The organism is Erwinia sorbitola (assembly GCF_009738185.1).
Classification (GTDB): domain Bacteria; phylum Pseudomonadota; class Gammaproteobacteria; order Enterobacterales; family Enterobacteriaceae; genus Erwinia; species Erwinia sorbitola.
In genome coordinates, this window is the sequence record NZ_CP046509.1 from 521,975 (window position 1) to 543,044 (window position 21,070).

The window sequence follows — 21,070 nt, forward strand, 5'->3', positions numbered from 1 at the left end:
CGGCTCAGTTGTTCTGGTAAACGTCTTTATACAGACGGCTTTCGAAGCGAACCAAAGGAATGCGACGCTGGCGCTGATCTTCCGGCGGTACAGCATATCCGGATAAGAACTGCACAAAAGCAACGCGCTTGCCGCTGGCAGTGGTCATAAAGCCAGCCAGGTTGTACACACCTTGCAAGGAACCAGTTTTTGCCGACACTTTGCCGTCAACACCTGCTTCATGCAGACCGCCACGATAGCGTAAAGTGCCGTCATAGCCCGCCAGTGGCAGCATTGAAATATAATTTAACTGTTCATCATTCTGTGCAATATATTGTAGCACCTGCATCATAGTTGCAGGGGAAATCAGATCGTGGCGCGACAGCCCGGATCCATCTACCTGTATACTATTGCCCAGATCGATATTGGCCTTCTGACGCAGAATCTGACGCACCGCATCCGATCCGGCACGCCAGGTGCCTGGTACACCAAAGCGCTCGTGGCCGATAGTGCGGAAAACGGTGTCAGCGATCATATTGTCGGATTTCTTCAGCATAATCTTCAGCAGATCGTGCAGCGGGGCCGACTGCGCCTCAGCCAGCACCGTGCCAGGCTGCGTGACCTGAGTCTGCCTTACCAGATGGCCGGTGTAGTCAATACCTGCATTTTGCAATTCTGCTTTCAGGATTGCTCCCGCATAGCTGGCCCCATCCTGAATGGCAAACGCGAGCGGTAATGGTTCAGAACGCTGCGTCAGACAGCCGGTCAGGGTGAAACGGTTAAGTTCACCCGGTACCACATCCAGTTCGCAGTACTGCGCATCCGGAGAACCTTTGGCCAGCGTGCGGACTTCGCTGAACATATTGACCGGATAATAAGAAGCGACGCGAATAAATGCTTTATCGCCCGGGGTTGGCGCACTGTACAACGACACCGAGAAACAGTTACGATCAACAATTGCGGCACCCGGTGGTGCACTGAAGCATTGAGTCATGTCATTCCATGGCCAGCCGGGGGCTTTGTCATGGCTGGCGAAAACCGACGTATCAATGACCAGGTTGCCGTCAATATGCACTACACCTTGTTTTTTTAGTGCTGTGACCATATTGCGTAAGTCCTGGCGCGTCAGGGTGGGATCGCCACCAAAACGTGCGACCAGATCGCCGCGTAGCGTATTACCGCTTATACTCCCTTTGCTTTCCAGCTGCGTATGGAAACGATAATCCGGGCCGAGCTGCAATAAAGCAGCCAGAGCGGTAATCACTTTCATGGTACTGGCTGGCAGCGCCATTTGCTGACTGTGATAATCGATCGTCGGCGTGGTCGCGCCTATTTTCTGCACAACCAGTGCCAGATTGGCGCCATCGGGCAAATATTGGGTATAGTCTTCTACGGGCGCAGCCTGCGCTTGCAGCATAAATGCGCAGGTAAAGCCGGTGACAATTCGTGGAAATCGCATAATCTCGCGGTAACTGACAGGTGATGCTGTCATACTACGTGGCATTGCGGTGGAAAGTAAACGATGACCCCCAGTGAACTCTGGGGTAAAATGCGTATCAAATTGCAAAATAGATCCTGGCCTGGGGCATGCTCCGGGTCAGGCTTCTTTCGTTTCAAATCAGTAGTAAGCGCCGCAGGACGCCTTTCCTGCATGCCATTCGTCAGGACGACGACACTTTAAACAGGATAGATTTTAAGAGGTATTGAGATGAACCAGATTCCGATGACGTTAAAGGGCGCCGAAAAGCTGCGCGAAGAGCTGGAAGAGCTGAAAACCGTTAAACGCCCGAGAATTATTGCCTCAATTGCTGAAGCACGGGAGCACGGCGATTTGAAAGAAAACGCAGAATATCATGCTGCTCGTGAAGAGCAGGGGTTCTGTGAAGGCCGCATTCAGGAAATAGAAGCCAAGCTGTCTAATGCCCAGACAATTGATGTCACCAAAATGGCGAGCAATGCCAATGGTCGGGTTATTTTTGGCTCCACGGTGACCGTGTTGAATGTTGATACTGATGAAGAGTTTACCTACCGTATCGTAGGTGACGATGAAGCGGACTTTAAGCAGAATCTTATTTCAGTTAACTCACCGATGGCGCGTGGCCTGGTGGGTAAAGTTGCGGATGACATTGCCATTATTAAAACTCCAGGTGGCGATGTGGAATACGAAATCCTGAAAGTGGAATATCTTTAAGGTTACAGCTCCTCAAAATAACAGAGGTTTTGTAAAGAAAAGAAAAAGGCCGCAATGCGGCCTTTTATCAGAATCAGGAGCATGGCACTTTCTCCATTCCTGAGCTTAATATGGACAGGTCGGTTCGAAAACCGACTCGCTCATCAGCGCGGAATGGAGATCTTGCGTTCCTTCGTTGGACGGTACAGTACCAGCGTCTTGCCGATAACCTGCACATTGACTGCACGCGTTTCGCGCACGATGGCCTCAACTACCAGGGCTTTCGTCTCACGATCTTCTGTGGCGATTTTCACCTTGATAAGTTCATGGTGCTCCAGTGCTTGTTCGATCTCGGCCAGCACCCCTTCGGTCAAACCATTGTTGCCCAGCATAACTACTGGCTTCAGCGGATGGGCAAGACCTTTGAGGTGCTGTTTTTGTTTGGTACTCAGATTCATCGTATTTTTTACTTACATTGGGATTGAAAACGGGTCATTCTACCGCCATCTCTGGTGTATCACCAAATCGGCAACGCTGATTTGCGCGGTTTATTTATCGCTTACGTTGAATCATAGTTGGAAATTGTATGACTGGTAAAAAGCGTTCGGCCAGTTCCAGCCGCTGGCTACAGGAACACTTTAGCGATAAATATGTGCTTCAGGCACAGAAAAAAGGGCTGCGTTCGCGCGCCTGGTTTAAACTTGATGAAATACAGCAAGGCGACAAACTGTTCAAACCTGGAATGACCGTGGTAGATCTCGGTGCAGCTCCGGGTGGTTGGTCGCAATATGTAGTAACGCAGATTGGGTCAAAGGGTCATGTTATCGCTTGTGATATCCTGCCGATGGATCCTATCGTCGGTGTCGATTTCCTTCAGGGCGATTTTCGTGATGAACTGGTGCTCAAAGCTCTGCTGGAACGCGTAGGTGAGACTAAAGTTCAGGTTGTGATGTCAGATATGGCACCCAATATGACAGGTACCCCTGCTGTAGATATTCCCCGGTCAATGTATTTGTGTGAGCTTGCGTTAGAGATGTGCCGTGACGTTCTGGCACCTGGCGGCAGCTTTTTAGTGAAAGTGTTTCAGGGAGATGGCTTTGAAGAATACCTCCGGGAAATTCGCTCCCTGTTTACGAAAGTGAAAATTCGTAAGCCGGACGCTTCGCGCTCTCGTTCGCGTGAAGTGTACATTGTAGCGACAGGGCGCAAACTATAACCAGAATAACTAGAGTAGCTGTCAGCACCTCAGCGATTCCAAGTATGAAGGATATATAGTACCCTACGCTGTCTGTTAACACCGTTGTAATATGAGGTTAATCCCTTGAGTGACATGGCGAAAAACCTGATTCTCTGGTTAGTCATCGCAGTCGTGCTGATGTCTGTATTCCAGAGCTTTGGGCCCAGCGAGTCGAATGGCCGTCGGGTTGATTATTCAACCTTCCTGTCGGAAGTGAACCAGGATCAGGTCCGCGAGGCACGTATTAACGGGCGTGAAATTAACGTAACCAAAAAAGACAGTAACCGATATACGACCTACATTCCCGTCAACGATCCCAAGTTACTCGATAACCTGTTGACTAAAAATGTGAAAGTTGTTGGTGAACCACCAGAAGAGCCGAGCCTGCTGGCGTCGATCTTTATCTCCTGGTTCCCAATGCTGTTACTTATTGGTGTTTGGATCTTCTTTATGCGTCAGATGCAGGGCGGCGGCGGAAAGGGCGCGATGTCCTTCGGCAAGAGCAAGGCCCGCATGCTGACAGAAGACCAAATCAAAACTACCTTTGCTGACGTTGCTGGTTGTGACGAAGCAAAAGAAGAAGTAAGCGAGCTGGTTGATTACCTGCGAGAACCGAGCCGTTTCCAAAAACTCGGTGGTAAAATCCCGAAAGGCGTCCTGATGGTCGGCCCTCCGGGTACGGGTAAAACATTGCTGGCTAAAGCTATTGCTGGCGAAGCGAAAGTCCCTTTCTTTACCATCTCCGGTTCTGACTTCGTTGAAATGTTTGTTGGTGTGGGTGCATCCCGCGTTCGTGACATGTTTGAACAGGCTAAAAAAGCCGCTCCGTGCATTATCTTCATCGATGAAATTGATGCAGTGGGCCGTCAGCGTGGTGCCGGTTTAGGCGGTGGTCATGACGAACGTGAGCAAACCCTGAACCAGATGCTGGTTGAAATGGATGGCTTCGAAGGTAATGAAGGCATCATCGTGATCGCCGCAACTAACCGTCCTGACGTACTTGACCCGGCGCTGCTGCGTCCAGGTCGTTTTGACCGTCAGGTTGTTGTTGGTCTCCCAGATGTTCGCGGTCGTGAACAGATTCTTAAAGTGCATATGCGTCGTGTGCCGCTGGCAACCGATATCGATGCAGCAATCATTGCTCGTGGTACTCCTGGTTTCTCCGGTGCTGACCTGGCTAACCTGGTCAACGAAGCTGCTCTGTTCGCCGCCCGTGGTAACAAGCGTGTGGTGTCGATGGTTGAGTTCGAAAAAGCCAAAGACAAAATCATGATGGGTGCGGAACGTCGCTCCATGGTGATGACTGAAGCGCAGAAAGAGTCTACCGCTTACCACGAAGCTGGCCATGCAATTATTGGCCGTCTGGTTCCAGAGCACGATCCTGTGCATAAGGTGACGATTATTCCTCGTGGCCGCGCACTGGGTGTGACCTTCTTCCTGCCTGAAGGCGACGCGATCAGCGCCAGCCGCCAGAAGCTGGAAAGTCAGATTTCTACCCTTTACGGTGGTCGCCTGGCTGAAGAGATTATCTACGGTGTTGAACATGTTTCTACCGGCGCGTCTAACGACATCAAAGTCGCGACGTCGATTGCCCGTAACATGGTCACGCAGTGGGGCTTCTCTGAGAAACTCGGCCCGTTGCTCTATGCAGAAGAAGAGGGTGAAGTATTCCTCGGTCGTTCTGTTGCTAAAGCCAAGCATATGTCTGATGAAACAGCACGTATCATCGACCAGGAAGTAAAAGCTCTGGTTGAGACTAACTACAAACGTGCCCGTGTGCTCCTTGGTGAGAACATGGATATCCTGCATGCGATGAAAGACGCGCTGATGAAGTATGAAACCATTGATGCTCCGCAGATCGATGACCTGATGGCGCGTCGTGAAGTACGTCCGCCAGCAGGGTGGGAAGAATCAGGCAGCAGCAACAATTCAGACAATAATGGCACGCCAAAGGCTCCGCGTCCGGTCGATGAACCGCGTACGCCAAACCCAGGCAACACCATGTCAGAGCAGTTAGGCGACAAGTAATTCATTGCGCAGTAAACTGTTTTAACCTGAAACCCCGGCCTGTCCGGGGTTTTTTTATTTCTTAATCACCGGAGGTAATCCGTTATGAAGTTGTACGCCAGAGATTCCGTGCTCGACCTTTCACATCCTCATGTAATGGGGATTTTGAATGTCACCCCTGACTCTTTTTCCGATGGCGGCAAACATAACGAGTTAATCCAGGCACTAACCCACGCCAATGAAATGATTAATGCCGGGGCAACCATTATTGATGTTGGCGGTGAGTCTACCCGACCCGGGGCCGCTGAGGTGAGTATTGAGCAGGAACTGGAGCGGGTTATTCCGGTAGTGGAAGCTATCGCACAGCGTTTTGAGGTCTGGATCTCTGTAGATACCTCGAAACCTGAAGTGATTCGTGAATCGGCCCGTGTTGGTGCCCATATTATCAACGATATCCGCTCCCTTCAGGAACCCGGTGCGCTGGAGGCCGCAGCTGAGACCGGTTTGCCAGTTTGTCTGATGCATATGCAGGGCGAGCCTAAAACTATGCAGCAGGCTCCGCAGTATCAGAATGTTTTGCGTGACGTCGATGCCTTCTTTGTCGAACATATTGCCCGTTGCGAAGCTGCCGGGATTAAAAAATCACAACTGCTACTCGACCCCGGATTCGGTTTCGGTAAGAATCTCTCGCACAATTATCAATTGCTGGCACATCTGGCTGATTACCACCACTTTGGTTTACCTCTGCTGGTGGGCATGTCGCGCAAGAGTATGGTTGGTCAGCTGCTGAATGTCGGCCCGTCACAGCGCCTGACCGGCAGCCTCGCCTGCGCGGTGATTGCCGCTATGCAGGGGGCGCATATTCTGCGTGTGCACGATGTGAAAGAAACCGTAGAGGCGATGCGCGTCGTCGAAGCCACACAGTCTGCAAGGGAAGAAAAATAGTATGAGCGAGCGTAAATATTTTGGTACAGATGGCATCCGTGGCAAGGTCGGTGAGTCGCCAATTACCCCAGATTTCGTACTGAAGCTGGGTTTTGCTGCCGGTAAAGTTCTGGCGCGCCACGGTTCCAAGAAGATTATCATTGGCAAAGATACGCGTATTTCAGGCTATATGCTGGAGTCTGCGCTCGAAGCCGGCCTGGCGGCGGCTGGTTTGTCTGCGGCTTTCACCGGCCCGATGCCAACACCAGCTATTGCCTATCTGACCCGTACATTCCGTGCAGAGGCGGGTATCGTAATTTCAGCTTCACATAACCCGTTTGACGATAACGGCATTAAATTTTTCTCTACCGAAGGTACTAAGCTGCCAGACGAAGTGGAAGAAGCGATCGAAGCTGAAATGGAAAAGCCTATTACCTGTGTTGAATCAGCGGCTCTGGGGCGTGCCAGCCGTATCGTTGACGCTGCCGGACGTTATATTGAGTTTTGCAAGGGCACCTTCCCCAGCGAACTGAGCCTTAACGGACTGAAAATTGTTGTCGATTGTGCAAACGGTGCGACATATCACATCGCACCAAATGTTCTGCGCGAACTCGGTGCCACGGTGATTGCCATCGGCGTACAGCCCGATGGGATGAACATTAACAAAGAGTGCGGAGCAACCGATCTGCGTCTGCTGCAAGAGCGCGTACTTGCAGAAAAAGCGGATGTAGGCCTAGCCTATGATGGCGACGGTGATCGCATCATGATGGTGGATCATCTTGGTCATAAGGTGGATGGCGATCAGATCCTCTATCTTATTGCCCGTGAAGGGTTGCGTCAGGGGCAGCTGCGCGGCGGGGTGGTTGGTACGCTGATGAGTAACATGGGCCTGGAACTGGCGCTTAAACAGCTCGGTATTCCATTTGCACGTGCCAAAGTGGGTGACCGCTACGTGCTGGAAAAACTGAAAGAGAAGGGCTGGCGCCTGGGGGCTGAAAACTCGGGGCACGTTATTCTGCTGGATAAAACCACCACCGGCGATGGCATCGTTGCTGGTTTGCAGGTACTGGCTGCAATCGTACGGAATCACATGAGCCTGCACGACCTGTGCAGCGGGATGAAACTGCTGCCACAAATTTTGGTTAATGTGCGCTTCAGCGGTCAAAACGATCCGCTGGAAGATGCGATGGTAAAAGCTGTGACGGCAGAAGTAGAAACGGAACTGAAAGGCCGTGGCCGTGTACTGCTGCGTAAATCCGGTACTGAGCCTTTAATTCGCGTTATGGTAGAAGGCGAAGATGAAGCGCAGGTTACCGCATTGGCACACCGTATTGCCGACGCGGTAAAAGCGGTATAACCGCAGGCCCGGGGGGATTTTGTTCAATAACCCCCGGGCTAATTATCCGCACGATGCGTATGATTTTTCGGGCTAAAACGCTTATTTTTTCTGCAAAAAAACATCTTTTGCCGTTTTTTTCCGCAATCAGCATTGGCGCATGAAATTGCCCTTGCACGTAAGGTCACCTTTAGTTAGTATTCACACCCGCTTCATAGGTAGGTTGTTGACTACTTATTAAGACTAACTGGCTTGAAGCTTTTGATGTGCGTTTAACGCACCAGGAACAAGGTTGATTATGTACGAAGCTCTTTTAGTAGTTTTCCTTATTGTCGCAATCGGCCTTGTAGGTCTGATCATGCTTCAGCAAGGTAAAGGCGCTGATATGGGAGCATCATTTGGTGCAGGCGCTTCTGGTACGCTGTTCGGTTCTAACGGTTCTGGTAACTTTATGACCCGTATGACTGCGGTACTGGCGACCCTGTTCTTCATTATCAGTCTGACCCTGGGTAACATTAATAGTAACAAGACCCAGAAAGGAAGTGAGTGGGAAAACCTGACTCAGCCGGCGCAGTCTCAACAGACTACACCTGCTAAACCGGCAACGCCGGGCAGCGATATCCCGCAGTAAGCAGTAAAGCAGTAACCGATGTAAAGCATTAAGAAGTAACCGTTTCGACGCGACAGAAATAAAAAAGTCGCCTCTTTAGTGCCGTGGTGGTGGAATTGGTAGACACGCTACCTTGAGGTGGTAGTGCCCGCATGGGCTTACGGGTTCAAGTCCCGTCCTCGGTACCAAATCTCAGTTTTGCTTGCAAATTCTGCAAGTTTTGCGTAGTATTCGGACGCGGGGTGGAGCAGCCTGGTAGCTCGTCGGGCTCATAACCCGAAGGTCGTCGGTTCAAATCCGGCCCCCGCAACCACTTTCCCTTAGAGTTCTTTTTCAAATAAGCTGTATATACAACACATGGCGTATCTCAGTTGATTTTGAAAAAAATTCTTTTGGATTGTACCGAAGCCGCCAATGGCGGTTTACAGGGTCCAGTCGCATTAAGCCCCGATAATTCGGGGTTTTTTGTTATCAGGAAACAGCATCACTGGGCTATAGGCCCTTTTTTTACGTCTTGGGGGTGGGATTGTCCACATTAGAGCAAAAATTAACAGAGCTGATCTCAGCACCGGTAGAAGCGCTAGGCTACGAACTGGTTGGTATTGAGTTTGTACGCGGTCGCACATCCACCTTGCGCATCTATATTGATAGTGAAGATGGCATCAATGTTGATGATTGCGCTGATGTGAGCCACCAGGTCAGTGCGGTAATGGATGTCGAAGATCCCATTACTGCGGTCTACAACCTTGAAGTCTCCTCGCCTGGTCTTGACCGCCCGATGTTTACTGCAGAACATTATGTACGTTTTACTGGCGAAGAAGTGAGTCTGGTGCTGCGTATGGCGGTACAGAACCGTCGCAAATGGCAGGGTATCATTAAGTCTGTCCAGGGTGAGATGATCACTGTTGCCGTTGAGGGTCACGACGAGGTGTTCGCGCTGAGTAATATCCAGAAGGCGAACCTGGTTCCCCACTTTTAAAAGTCCGGATTGAGGCATACCAGGATGAACAAAGAAATCTTAGCTGTTGTAGAAGCGGTCTCTAATGAGAAATCCCTCCCGCGCGAGAAGATTTTCGAAGCGCTGGAGAGCGCGCTGGCCACAGCTACCAAGAAAAAATATGAGCAGGAAATTGACGTTCGCGTCAGTATCGATCGCAAAAGTGGCGATTTCGATACCTTCCGCCGTTGGCTGATTGTCGATGAAGTGACAATGCCGACTCGTGAAATCACGCTGGAAGCTGCTGTCTACGAAGATGAATCGCTGGGCCTGGGTGGTTATGTTGAAGATCAGATCGAATCTGTTACCTTCGACCGTATCACTACTCAGACTGCCAAGCAGGTTATCGTACAAAAAGTTCGTGAAGCTGAACGTGCGATGGTCGTTGATCAGTTCCGCGAGCAGGAAGGCGAAATCATCACCGGTGTGGTGAAGAAAGTAAACCGTGACAATATCTCTCTCGAAGTGCGTCCAAACGATGGTTCTAACACCAACGCGGAAGCCGTAATCATTCGTGAAGATATGCTGCCTCGTGAAAACTTCCGCCCGGGTGACCGTATCCGTGGCGTGCTGTACGCCGTGCGCCCTGAAGCGCGTGGTGCCCAGCTGTTTGTGAGCCGTTCTAAACCCGAGATGCTGATCGAACTGTTCCGCATCGAAGTGCCGGAAATCGCAGAAGAAGTTATTGAAATTAAAGCCGCTGCGCGCGATCCTGGCTCCCGAGCTAAAATCGCCGTTAAAACAAACGACAAGCGTATCGATCCGGTCGGTGCTTGCGTAGGTATGCGTGGTGCGCGTGTTCAGGCGGTATCCAGTGAGCTGGGTGGCGAGCGTATTGATATCGTACTGTGGGATGATAATCCTGCGCAGTTCGTCATCAACGCAATGGCCCCGGCGGATGTCGCCTCTATCGTGGTGGATGAAGATAATCACACCATGGATATCGCTGTGGAAGCTGGTAATCTGGCCCAGGCGATCGGCCGTAATGGCCAAAACGTGCGTTTAGCGTCACAGTTAAGTGGCTGGGAGCTGAACGTGATGACGGTCGACGACCTGCAGGCCAAGCATCAGGCTGAAGCTCATGCTGCCATCGACGTCTTTACCAAACATCTCGACATCGACGAAGACTTCGCTACCGTACTGGTCGAAGAAGGCTTCTCTTCTCTTGAAGAGCTGGCTTATGTGCCGATTAACGAGCTGCTGGAAATTGACGGTCTTGATGAAGAGACAGTAGAAGCATTGCGCGACCGAGCTAAAAACGCGTTAACCACCCTGGCACTGGCCAAGGAAGAGAGCCTCGGCGATACCCAACCGGCTGAAGATTTACTCGGCCTGGAAGGTTTGGATCGTGAGATGGCCTTCAAGCTGGCAGCTAAAGGCGTTTGCACGCTGGAAGATCTTGCCGAGCAGGGTGTTGACGATCTATCAGATATTGATGGCCTGAATGATGAACGGGCTGGTGAGCTGATTATGGCTGCACGAAATATCTGCTGGTTCGGCGACGACGCGTAATAAACTGTAGCAGGAAGGAACAGCATGACGACAGATGTAACCGTAAAATCGCTGGCCGCAGAGATTCAGACACCGGTAGAACGCCTGGTACAGCAATTTGCTGATGCAGGGATCCAAAAGTCTGAAACCGACTCTGTAACCCAGCACGAAAAAGAAACTTTGTTAACCCATCTGAACCGCGAACATGGCGGCGGATCTGGTAAACTTACTCTGCAGCGCAAAACGCGCAGCACACTGAATGTTCCAGGCACCGGGGGCAAAAGTAAGTCGGTGCAAATCGAAGTCCGCAAAAAACGCACTTATGTAAAAGGCGATCCGGCAGATGCTGAACAAGCAGAAGCTGAAGCCCAGGCAGAGCGTGAAGCGGAAGAACTGGCTCGTCGCGAGGCTGAAGAACAAGCCCAGCGCGCAGCTCAAGACAAAGCGAAGCGTGAAGCCGAGGAGCAGGCCAAGCGTGAGGCAGCTGATAAAGCCAAACGTGAAGCAGCGGAAAAAGATAAAGTGAGCAATCAACATACCGACGAAATGACCCGGGCCTCTCAGTCCGATAAAGCCCGCCGCGAAGCGGAATCGGCAGAACTGAAGCGTAAAGCTGAAGAAGAAGCGCGTCGCAAGATCGAAGAAGAAGCGAAGCGCGTAGCCGAAGAAGCACGTAAAATGGCGGAAGAGAAAGGCGAAGAGTGGACGCAGGTTAAAGAAGTGGAAGACACTTCTGACTACCACGTTACTACTTCAACACACGCTCGTGCAGCAGAAGACGAAAATGATGCGCAGGTCGAAGGTGACCGTCGTACGCGTACTGCTACACGTCCAGCGAAAGCCCCTGTTCGCAAGAAAGGCAACAAGCATTCTGAAGCGAAAACTGACCGTGAAGAAGCGCGTGCGCAGGTTCGCGGTGGTAAAGGCGGCAAACGCAAGCCAAGCACCCTGCAGCAGGGCTTCAACAAGCCAGCTCAGGCAGTTAACCGTGACGTAATCATCGGTGAGACTGTCACCGTAGCGGAACTGGCTAACAAGATGGCAGTGAAAGGCTCCCAGGTCATCAAAGCGATGATGAAAATGGGCGCAATGGCTACCATCAACCAGGTTATCGACCAGGAAACGGCTCAGTTAGTGGCGGAAGAAATGGGTCATAAAGTGACTCTGCGCCGTGAGAACGAACTGGAAGAAGCGGTCATGAGCGATCGTGATACCGATGCCGTGCGTGAAGCTCGTGCGCCGGTTGTGACCATCATGGGTCACGTTGACCATGGTAAAACCTCGCTGCTGGACTATATTCGCTCCACTAAAGTCGCCTCAGGCGAAGCGGGCGGCATTACCCAGCACATCGGTGCTTACCACGTTGAAACTGACAACGGTATGGTGACCTTCCTCGATACCCCAGGCCACGCAGCGTTTACCTCAATGCGTGCCCGTGGTGCTCAGGCAACGGATATCGTTATCCTGGTTGTTGCAGCGGACGATGGCGTGATGCCACAGACCATCGAAGCTATCCAGCACGCCAAAGCGGCTAAAGTGCCGGTTGTTGTTGCTGTGAACAAATGCGATAAGCCAGAAGCAGATCCAGACCGTGTTAAAAACGAACTCACCCAGTACGGTATTATTCCGGAAGAGTGGGGCGGCGAAAACATGTTCGTTAACGTTTCTGCAAAAGTCGGTACCGGTATCGATGACCTGCTGAACGTGATCCTGTTGCAGGCTGAAGTTCTTGAACTCAGCGCAGTGCGTCAGGGTATGGCAAGCGGTGTGGTGATCGAATCCTTCCTTGATAAAGGTCGTGGCCCGGTTGCAACTGTACTGGTACGTGAAGGTACGCTGAACAAAGGCGATATCGTTCTGTGCGGCTTCGAATACGGCCGTGTCCGTGCGATGCGTGATGAGCTGGGTCGCGAAGTACTGACCGCTGGCCCTTCTATCCCGGTTGAGATCCTCGGCCTGTCCGGTGTGCCGGCAGCGGGTGATGAAGCGACCGTGGTACGTGACGAGAAGAAAGCGCGTGAAGTTGCACTGTATCGTCAGGGCAAATTCCGTGAAGTTAAGCTGGCTCGTCAGCAGAAATCTAAACTGGAAAACATGTTTGCGAACATGACCGAAGGCGAAGTTTCTGAACTGAACATCGTGCTGAAAGCTGACGTACAGGGTTCTGTTGAAGCTATCACCGAATCCCTGCTGAAACTGTCTACTGATGAAGTGAAAGTGAAAATCATCGGTTCTGGTGTGGGCGGTATCACTGAGACCGACGCCACCCTGGCAGCAGCTTCAAACGCCATCCTGGTTGGCTTCAACGTTCGTGCCGATGCTTCTGCGCGTCGCGTAATTGATGCTGAAAGCCTGGATCTGCGTTACTACTCCGTCATCTATAATCTGATTGACGAAGTTAAAGCAGCGATGAGCGGTATGCTGGCACCAGAGTACAAACAGCAGATTATCGGTCTGGCTGCGGTACGTGACGTGTTCAAATCACCGAAATTCGGTGCCATCGCAGGTTGTATGGTGACGGAAGGTAATATCAAACGTCACAACCCAATCCGCGTACTGCGTGACAACGTGGTTATCTATGAAGGCGAGCTGGAATCCCTGCGCCGCTTCAAAGATGACGTTAACGAAGTCCGTAACGGCATGGAATGTGGTATCGGCGTGAAGAACTACAACGATGTGCGTGTTGGCGATATGATCGAAGTATTCGAAATTATCGAAATCCAGCGTACTATCGACTAATCGTCAGGCAGGTATCCAATAGATTTCGCGTCCCTCAGGGGCAGAAAATGCTTCTGCGACGTGAAAGGTGAAGGGTATTATTTGGGAGGCTTCTGGCCTCCCAAGTTATTTGGAGAGAAAAATTATGGCGAAAGAATTTGGTCGCCCGCAGCGCGTTTCTCAGGAGCTGCAAAAAGAGATCGCTACCATTTTGCAGCGCGAGATTAAAGATCCGCGTTTGGGAATGATGGTAACTGTTTCGGGTGTGGATGTGTCACGTGACCTGGCTTATGCCAAGGTGTTCGTTACTTTCCTCAACGATAAAGACGAAGCGGCAATCAAGGGTGGTCTGCGCGCTCTGGGTGATGCATCTGGTTATATCCGCAGCCTGCTTGGTAAAGCAATGCGACTGCGTATCGTTCCTGAACTGACCTTCTTCTACGATAACTCGCTGGTTGAAGGGATGCGCATGTCTAACCTCGTCACCAACGTGGTCAGAAATGACGAAGAGCGTCGTGGCCCGGCAGAAGATAATCAGGAAGAAGGCAAAGCAGAGTAATGAGTCGTCCTCGCCGTCGCGGTCGCGATATCCACGGCGTACTGTTGCTGGACAAGCCAACCGGGCTCTCCTCCAACGATGCGCTGCAAAAAGTGAAACGTTTGTATAACGCCAATCGTGCCGGGCATACCGGCGCGCTGGATCCACTGGCGACAGGCATGCTGCCGATTTGTCTGGGAGAAGCGACGAAATTCTCCCAGTATCTGCTGGAATCTGATAAACGTTACCGGGTAATTGCTCGCCTGGGCCAGCGTACTGACACCTCAGATGCGGATGGTGTGATTGTCAGTGAGCGCCCGGTAGAATTTACGGCGGAGTCCCTGGAGCAGGCGCTGGAAAGTTTCCGTGGTGAAACTCAGCAGATTCCATCAATGTATTCCGCGCTCAAATATCAGGGCCGTAAGCTGTACGAATATGCTCGCGAAGGGATAGAAGTTCCGCGTGAGTCACGTAGTATTCGTGTATATGAGCTGCTGTTTATTCGCCATGAAAGCAATGAACTTGAGCTGGAAATCCACGTTTCCAAAGGAACGTATATTCGTACCATCATCGACGATCTTGGTGAAAAACTTGGCTGTGGCGCACATGTTACTTATCTGCGTCGCCTTCAGGTTGCCACCTATCCGATTGAGAAGATGGTGACGCTGGAGCAACTCAGCGCCCTGACCGAAGAAGCGCACCGCACCGAGCAGACTCCAGCCGATCTGCTGGATGCACTGCTGATGCCAATGGACAGCCCAGCGGCCGAATATCCGGTAGTCAATCTGCTGAGTTCAGTAGCTGCTTATTTCAAGCAGGGCATGCCGGTTCAGGTGGCGGGCGCACCGGCCAGCGGGTTAGTACGAGTCACTGAAGGTGACGATCGCAAGTTTATCGGCATGGCGGAAATCGCTGACGATGGACGTGTGGCGCCGCGTCGGCTCGTTGTCGAATATTTCGACTAACCGGGTAAAATAGTTCAGGTGGTCGGGCGCGGAATTCAGCATGTTTACTGTTCGAAATATGACGGCTGTGTTTGCGCTTGTCAGGCGCTAAGAGTAGAATGGCGCGGCTTTACACTGGGTTGCTGAATTAGAGATCGGCGCCTGTACATTTATCTTAATTTTTTGGAGTTGTCTCATGTCTCTAAGTGTTGAAACTAAAGCACAGATCGTTGCTGATTTCGGTCGTGACGCAAACGACAGTGGTTCTACTGAAGTTCAGGTTGCACTTCTGAGTGCACAGATCAGTCACCTGCAGGGTCACTTCTCTGAGCACAAGAAAGACCACCACAGCCGTCGCGGTCTGCTGCGCATGGTTTCCCAGCGTCGTAAGCTGCTGGATTACCTGAAGCGTAAAGATGTTGCACGTTACACCAGCCTGATCGAACGTCTGGGTCTGCGTCGCTAAGTCTTACAGGTTGTCCCGCCACGATTTCAGAGCATCTGAAAACTAAAGTGGGTAATCTGGACAACCTGGTGCGAGTTTCGCTGGAAAGGGGCCTTTATGGCCCCTTTTTTCAAGCAAGCGGCAGCAATTACAGGCAAACTATTGTATTGTTGCTGAGTGTGATCTTCAGTTGCAGAGGTTCGCGCGGCTAATGAGAGGCTTTATCCCGTGTGGGATCAGGGTTGTCATTAGTCGCGAGGATGCAAGAATGAAGATTAGAAATCCACGGTTGGTATAAAAAACTACCGACCCTGAAGTTAAGGAACTAATTTTGCTGAATCCGATCGTCAAAAAATTCCAGTATGGTCAGCATACCGTCACTATTGAAACCGGTATGATGGCTCGCCAGGCAACGGCTGCCGTAATGGTTAGCATGGACGACACCGCAGTGTTCGTGACCGTTGTTGGCCGCAAAAATGCAAAACCAGGTCAGGATTTCTTCCCACTGACCGTAAACTATCAGGAGCGTACCTACGCTGCTGGTCGTATCCCAGGTAGCTTCTTCCGTCGCGAAGGCCGTCCAAGTGAAGGTGAAACCCTCACCTCGCGTCTGATTGACCGCCCGCTTCGTCCGTTGTTCCCTGAAGGCTTCGTCAATGAAGTGCAGGTAATCGCTACCGTTGTTTCCGTTAACCCACAGGTTAACCCGGATATCGTTGCGCTGATCGGTGCCTCTGCTGCACTGGCACTGTCTGGTCTGCCATTCAACGGCCCTATCGGCGCAGCGCGCGTCGGTTACCTGAATGATCAGTATGTCCTGAACCCAACCACCGATGAACTCAAAGAGAGCAAGCTGGATCTGGTGGTTGCTGGTACAAAAGGCGCGGTACTGATGGTTGAGTCAGAAGCTGAACTGTTGAGCGAAGACCAGATGTTGGGCGCGGTAGTGTTTGGCCATGACCAGCAGCAGATTGTTATCGACACCATCAACGAGTTGGTGGCAGTTGCAGGCAAACCACGTTGGGACTGGACACCAGAACCTGCCAACGAAGCGTTGAACGCGCGTATCGCTGCACTGGCTGAATCTCGCCTGAGCGATGCCTACCGTATCACCGAAAAACAGGAGCGTTACGCTCAGGTTGACGTGATCAAATCCGAAACCACAGCAGCGCTGCTGGCTGAAGACGAATCACTGGATGCGGGCGAAATCAACGATATCCTGCACGCGCTGGAAAAAGACGTGGTGCGTAGCCGCATTCTGCGCGGTGAGCCACGTATCGATGGCCGTGAAAAAGACATGATTCGTGGTCTGGATGTGCGTACTGGCGTTCTGCCACGTACTCACGGTTCAGCGCTGTTCACCCGTGGTGAAACTCAGGCTCTGGTTACCGCAACGCTGGGTACAGCCCGTGATGCGCAGAACCTTGATGAACTGATGGGCGAGCGTACTGACAACTTCCTGTTCCACTACAACTTCCCTCCATACTCTGTCGGCGAAACCGGCATGGTAGGTTCTCCGAAGCGTCGTGAAATCGGTCACGGTCGTCTGGCGAAGCGCGGCGTGCTGGCAGTGATGCCTAAAGGCGATGCGTTCCCGTACACCGTGCGCGTAGTGTCTGAAATCACTGAATCAAACGGCTCGTCTTCAATGGCGTCTGTTTGTGGTGCTTCTCTGGCACTGATGGATGCAGGCGTACCAATCAAAGCTGCCGTAGCCGGTATCGCGATGGGCCTGGTCAAAGACGAAAACAACTTTGTTGTACTGTCAGATATCCTCGGCGACGAAGATCACCTCGGCGATATGGACTTCAAAGTAGCCGGTAGCCGTGAAGGTATCACCGCGCTGCAGATGGACATCAAAATCGAAGGTATCACCCGCGAAATCATGCATGAAGCACTGAACCAGGCTAAGGGCGCGCGTCTGCACATCCTGAGCGTTATGGAACAGGCTATCAGCACCCCGCGCGGCGACATCTCTCAGTTTGCTCCACGTATTCACACCATTAAGATTAGCGTTGATAAGATTAAAGACGTGATCGGTAAAGGTGGCTCGGTTATCCGTGCGCTGACAGAAGAGACTGGCACTACCATCGAAATCGAAGATGACGGTACGGTGAAAATCGCAGCGACCGACGGTGAGAAAGCGAAATTTGCTATCCGTCGTATCGAAGAGATCACCGCAGAAATCGAAGTGGGTCGTATCTACAACGGTAAAGTGACTCGCATCGTTGATTTTGGTGCCTTCGTAGCTATCGGTGGCGGTAAAGAAGGTCTGGTACATATTTCTCAGATCGCTGATAAGCGTGTAGAGAAAGTGACAGACTACCTGCAGATGGGCCAGGAAGTTCCAGTGAAAGTGCTGGAAGTTGACCGTCAGGGTCGCGTACGCCTGAGCATCAAAGAAGCCAGCGAGCAGGCACAGCCTGCTGAAGCTGAAGCTCCTGTAGCGCCAGCACCTGAAGCAGAATAAACGCATCACCATTGAGTCCTCCGCATCTTCGGATGTGGAGGATTGTTTGAACGCGAGGGCTGGATGGCCTTGTGAACGGCAGGCGGATGACAGGATGCTCGTCCCAATGTTTGTTTTCGGGAGTGGTAAATGAAGCCATTTTTGCGCTGGTGTTTAGTTGCGACAGCTCTGACGCTGTCAGGATGCAGCAGCACCGATTGGCGTAAGAACGAAGTTTTGGCGGTTCCATTGCAGCCTACGCTGCAACAGGAAGTCATTCTCGCTCGTATGGAACAAATACTTGCCAGTCGGTCATTGACCGATGATGAACGCGCACAGCTGTTATATGAGCGCGGAGTGTTGTATGATAGTCTCGGTTTGAGAGCACTGGCGCGAAATGATTTTTCACAAGCGCTGTCTATCAGACCTGATATGCCTGAAGTATTCAATTACTTAGGCATATACTTAACGCAGGCAGGCAACTTTGATGCTGCCTATGAAGCGTTTGATTCTGTACTTGAGCTTGATCCAACTTACAATTATGCGCGTTTAAATCGAGGCATCGCCCTGTATTACGGCGGTAGATTTAAATTGGCGCAAGATGATCTGCTGGCGTTTTATCAAGACGATCCTAACGATCCCTTCCGCAGCCTGTGGCTGTATCTCACTGAACGTGAGATCAACGCAGACCAGGCCAAAGTTTCGCTCAAGCAGCGTTACGACAAAGCGGTTAAGGAGCAATGGGGATGGAATATTGTCGAGTTCTACCTGGGCGAAATCAGCGAAAAAACGCTGATGGAACGGCTTCAGGCAGACGCAACGGATAACACCTCGCTCGCTGAACATCTCAGTGAAACCAACTTCTATTTAGGTAAGTACTACCTAAGTCTGGGGGAGAAGGACAACGCGGAAGCGTTGTTCAAGCTGACGGTCGCCAACAACGTTCACAACTTTGTTGAGCATCGATATGCATTGTTGGAGCTGGCCCTACTCGGCCAGACACAAGACGATTTATCAGAATCTGACCAGCAATAGCTGACGAACTTTTATTGCCCGAATTTTCGAAAAGTCATCATCTTAGCGGATGAGGGCCTTTTTGTTCGTCGAAACCACTAATTTGAGCCGGTTCACACTTTTTGATGAAAATGACTGAAAATTTTCACGACGAGTTATGTAGACTGGCCGCCGCAATCTAAGAGGCACGTGTACTACATGACTGATATCCAAACTACTTTTGCTGACCTTGGCCTGAACGCCGAACTCCTTGAATCACTGACCGGCATGGGCTACGTAAAGCCTTCCCCAATCCAGCTTGAGTGTATTCCTCATCTGCTGGCGGGCCGTGATGTGCTGGGTATGGCGCAGACCGGGAGTGGCAAAACCGCAGCATTCTCGCTGCCGTTATTACACAACATTGATCCTACTGTTAAAGCACCGCAGATTCTGGTGCTGGCACCTACCCGCGAACTGGCGGTTCAGGTTGCTGAAGCGATGACCGAATTCGCTAAACACATGCGCGGTCTTAACGTGGTGGCCCTTTACGGTGGCCAGCGTTACGACGTGCAGCTGCGCGCTCTGCGTCAGGGGCCACAGGTTGTTGTGGGCACACCTGGCCGTCTGCTTGACCACCTGAAACGCGGCACGTTAGATCTTTCTAACCTGCGCGGCCTGGTGCTGGATGAAGCCGATGAAATGCTGCGTATGGGCTTCATCGAAGACGTTGAAACTATCATGGCTCAGATCCCAGACAATCATCAGACTGCTCTGTTCTCTGCCACCATGCCAGAAGCGATTCGTCGTATTACTAAACGCTTTATGAAAGATCCGCAGGAAGTGCGTATCCAGTCAAGCATGACTACACGTCCTGACATCAGCCAGAGCTACTGGACTGCCTATGGCCGTAAAACTGATGCACTGACTCGCTTCTTGGAATCAGAAGACTTTGATGCGGCGATCATCTTCGTACGTACCAAAAATGCCACGCTGGAAGTTGCTGAAGCGCTGGAGCGCAGCGGTTATAACAGTGCTGCACTGAACGGCGATATGAACCAGGCACTGCGTGAGCAGACTCTGGAGCGTCTGAAAGATGGTCGTCTGGACATCCTGATTGCTACCGACGTTGCTGCTCGTGGTCTGGACGTTGAGCGTATCAGCCTGGTTGTTAACTATGACATCCCGATGGACGCAGAATCTTACGTTCACCGTATCGGCCGTACCGGTCGTGCTGGTCGTGCTGGCCGCGCTCTGCTGTTCGTTGAGAACCGTGAGCGTCGTCTGCTGCGTAACATCGAGCGCACCATGAAGCTGACTATTCCTGAAGTGGAACTGCCTAACGCAGAACTGCTGGGTGAGCGTCGTCTGGCTAAGTTTGCCGCTAAAGTTCAGCAGCAGCTGGAAAGCAGCGATCTGGAGCAGTACCGTGCTCTGCTGGCTAAGATGCAGCCTCAGGAAGAAGAGCTGGATATCGAAACTCTGGCCGCAGCTCTGCTGAAAATGGCCCAGGGCGAACGTCCACTGATCGTTCCTGCCGATGCTCCACAGCGTCCTCGCAGCCAGTTCCGTGACCGCGATGATCGCCGTGAAGGCGGTCGTGGTGACCGTCCAGAGCGTGGCCCTCGTGAACCACGCGAAGCACGTGGCGAAGCGGGCGACCGTCCACGTCGTGAACGTCGTGACGTTGGCGATATGGAAGTTTACCGCATCGAAGTTGGCCGTGATGACGGTGTTGAAGTTCGTCATATCGTTGGTGCTATCGCTAACGAAGGCGACATCAGCAGCCGCTACATTGGTAACATCAAGCTGTTCGGTACTCACTCAACTATCGAACTGCCAAAAGGCATGCCGGGCGAAGTTCTGCAACACTTCACTCGTACGCGTATTCTGAATAAACCAATGAATATGCAGCTGATTGGTGATGCACAGCCGCGCAGCAATGACCGTGGCGGCGAACGTCGTCCGGGCGGCCCTGCACGTGGTGGTTTCGGTTCTGGCGCAGGCCGTGAAGGCGGAGCTCCACGCGGTGGTGCTGAAGGCGGTCGTCGCTTCAGCAATGACCGTGGCGGTGAGCGTCGTCCAGGCGGTTTCAACCGTGATGGCGCTACCAGCCGTGGCCCTCGCACTGAAGGCGGCGCAGCACCAACCCGTCGTCGTGATGCGTAATCACTGATGCCAAATAAAAAACCAGCCTTCGGGCTGGTTTTTTTATATCTGAAATCTGGCACGCAG

18 protein-coding genes and 2 tRNA genes are annotated in these 21,070 nt (G+C 51.8%); 18 read left to right on the forward strand and 2 right to left on the reverse strand.

The features are described 5' to 3' along the window. Positions 1 to 4: 4 nt before the first annotated feature. Complete coding sequence (gene dacB, locus GN242_RS02405; RefSeq protein ID WP_154753126.1) at positions 5 to 1,438, reverse strand: serine-type D-Ala-D-Ala carboxypeptidase; 1,434 nt, start codon at positions 1,436 to 1,438, stop codon at positions 5 to 7. A gap of 249 nt (positions 1,439 to 1,687) precedes the next feature. On the opposite strand from dacB, the gene greA reads away from it, so the two are divergent. Continuing rightward, a complete protein-coding gene (greA, locus tag GN242_RS02410) occupies positions 1,688 to 2,170 on the forward strand; it encodes a transcription elongation factor GreA (RefSeq protein ID WP_154753125.1) in 483 nt (160 codons plus the stop codon). A 143-nt stretch (positions 2,171 to 2,313) separates the two neighbouring features. Here the strand turns inward: greA and yhbY are convergent, their stop codons facing one another. Beyond that, positions 2,314 to 2,607, reverse strand: a complete 294-nt coding sequence (yhbY, locus tag GN242_RS02415) for a ribosome assembly RNA-binding protein YhbY (RefSeq protein WP_048914482.1) — start codon at positions 2,605 to 2,607, stop codon at positions 2,314 to 2,316. A 128-nt stretch (positions 2,608 to 2,735) separates the two neighbouring features. Between yhbY and rlmE the strand changes: the two genes are divergently transcribed. The 17 genes from rlmE (at position 2,736) to GN242_RS02500 (ending at position 21,004) form a co-directional block, all read left to right on the forward strand. Next, positions 2,736 to 3,365: a 23S rRNA (uridine(2552)-2'-O)-methyltransferase RlmE gene (gene rlmE / locus GN242_RS02420; protein ID WP_154753124.1), complete on the forward strand. Its 630-nt coding sequence runs from the start codon at positions 2,736 to 2,738 to the stop codon at positions 3,363 to 3,365. Positions 3,366 to 3,479: 114 nt separating this feature from the next. After that, positions 3,480 to 5,414, forward strand: coding sequence for an ATP-dependent zinc metalloprotease FtsH (gene ftsH / locus GN242_RS02425; protein WP_154753123.1), 1,935 nt, complete (start codon positions 3,480 to 3,482; stop codon positions 5,412 to 5,414). 84 nt (positions 5,415 to 5,498) lie between these two features. Then, positions 5,499 to 6,338 carry a dihydropteroate synthase gene (gene folP, locus GN242_RS02430; protein WP_154753122.1) on the forward strand — a complete coding sequence of 280 codons (840 nt, stop codon included), beginning with the start codon at positions 5,499 to 5,501 and terminating at the stop codon, positions 6,336 to 6,338. Between the two features lies 1 nt (position 6,339). Beyond that, entirely contained in the window at positions 6,340 to 7,674 is a 1,335-nt protein-coding gene (glmM, locus tag GN242_RS02435) for a phosphoglucosamine mutase (RefSeq protein ID WP_156286849.1), read from the forward strand. Between the two features lie 277 nt (positions 7,675 to 7,951). Further along, on the forward strand, positions 7,952 to 8,284 hold the full coding sequence (gene secG, locus GN242_RS02440) for a preprotein translocase subunit SecG (RefSeq protein ID WP_154753120.1): 333 nt from the start codon (positions 7,952 to 7,954) through the stop codon (positions 8,282 to 8,284). A gap of 80 nt (positions 8,285 to 8,364) precedes the next feature. Further along, positions 8,365 to 8,451: transfer RNA gene (locus GN242_RS02445), tRNA-Leu, on the forward strand. Between the two features lie 48 nt (positions 8,452 to 8,499). Beyond that, positions 8,500 to 8,576 (forward strand) — tRNA-Met (locus GN242_RS02450). 213 nt (positions 8,577 to 8,789) lie between these two features. Further along, positions 8,790 to 9,242 carry a ribosome maturation factor RimP gene (gene rimP, locus GN242_RS02455; RefSeq protein ID WP_154753119.1) on the forward strand — a complete coding sequence of 151 codons (453 nt, stop codon included), beginning with the start codon at positions 8,790 to 8,792 and terminating at the stop codon, positions 9,240 to 9,242. 24 nt (positions 9,243 to 9,266) lie between these two features. Further along, on the forward strand, positions 9,267 to 10,772 hold the full coding sequence (gene nusA, locus GN242_RS02460) for a transcription termination factor NusA (RefSeq protein ID WP_154753118.1): 1,506 nt from the start codon (positions 9,267 to 9,269) through the stop codon (positions 10,770 to 10,772). A 24-nt stretch (positions 10,773 to 10,796) separates the two neighbouring features. Further along, on the forward strand, positions 10,797 to 13,490 hold the full coding sequence (gene infB, locus GN242_RS02465; protein WP_154753117.1) for a translation initiation factor IF-2: 2,694 nt from the start codon (positions 10,797 to 10,799) through the stop codon (positions 13,488 to 13,490). A 124-nt stretch (positions 13,491 to 13,614) separates the two neighbouring features. Then, positions 13,615 to 14,028 (forward strand): 30S ribosome-binding factor RbfA, encoded by a 414-nt coding sequence (rbfA, locus tag GN242_RS02470; protein ID WP_154753116.1) that lies wholly within the window; start codon positions 13,615 to 13,617, stop codon positions 14,026 to 14,028. Further along, the gene (gene truB, locus GN242_RS02475; protein ID WP_156286850.1) at positions 14,028 to 14,972 is read left to right on the forward strand and encodes a tRNA pseudouridine(55) synthase TruB; all 945 of its coding nucleotides are present in this window, start codon (positions 14,028 to 14,030) and stop codon (positions 14,970 to 14,972) included. Before rbfA ends, truB begins: the two co-directional genes overlap by 1 nt. Before the next feature lie 175 nt (positions 14,973 to 15,147). Further along, positions 15,148 to 15,417, forward strand: a complete 270-nt coding sequence (gene rpsO / locus GN242_RS02480) for a 30S ribosomal protein S15 (RefSeq protein ID WP_154753114.1) — start codon at positions 15,148 to 15,150, stop codon at positions 15,415 to 15,417. 310 nt (positions 15,418 to 15,727) lie between these two features. Next, positions 15,728 to 17,866 (forward strand): polyribonucleotide nucleotidyltransferase, encoded by a 2,139-nt coding sequence (gene pnp, locus GN242_RS02485; protein WP_156286851.1) that lies wholly within the window; start codon positions 15,728 to 15,730, stop codon positions 17,864 to 17,866. A gap of 129 nt (positions 17,867 to 17,995) precedes the next feature. After that, on the forward strand, positions 17,996 to 18,880 hold the full coding sequence (gene nlpI / locus GN242_RS02490; RefSeq protein WP_154753112.1) for a lipoprotein NlpI: 885 nt from the start codon (positions 17,996 to 17,998) through the stop codon (positions 18,878 to 18,880). Between the two features lie 104 nt (positions 18,881 to 18,984). After that, positions 18,985 to 19,041 (forward strand): protein YrbN, encoded by a 57-nt coding sequence (yrbN, locus tag GN242_RS21900; protein WP_100229640.1) that lies wholly within the window; start codon positions 18,985 to 18,987, stop codon positions 19,039 to 19,041. Between the two features lie 16 nt (positions 19,042 to 19,057). Further along, the gene (locus tag GN242_RS02500) at positions 19,058 to 21,004 is read left to right on the forward strand and encodes a DEAD/DEAH family ATP-dependent RNA helicase (protein WP_154753111.1); all 1,947 of its coding nucleotides are present in this window, start codon (positions 19,058 to 19,060) and stop codon (positions 21,002 to 21,004) included. The last annotated feature ends 66 nt before the right edge of the window (positions 21,005 to 21,070 follow it).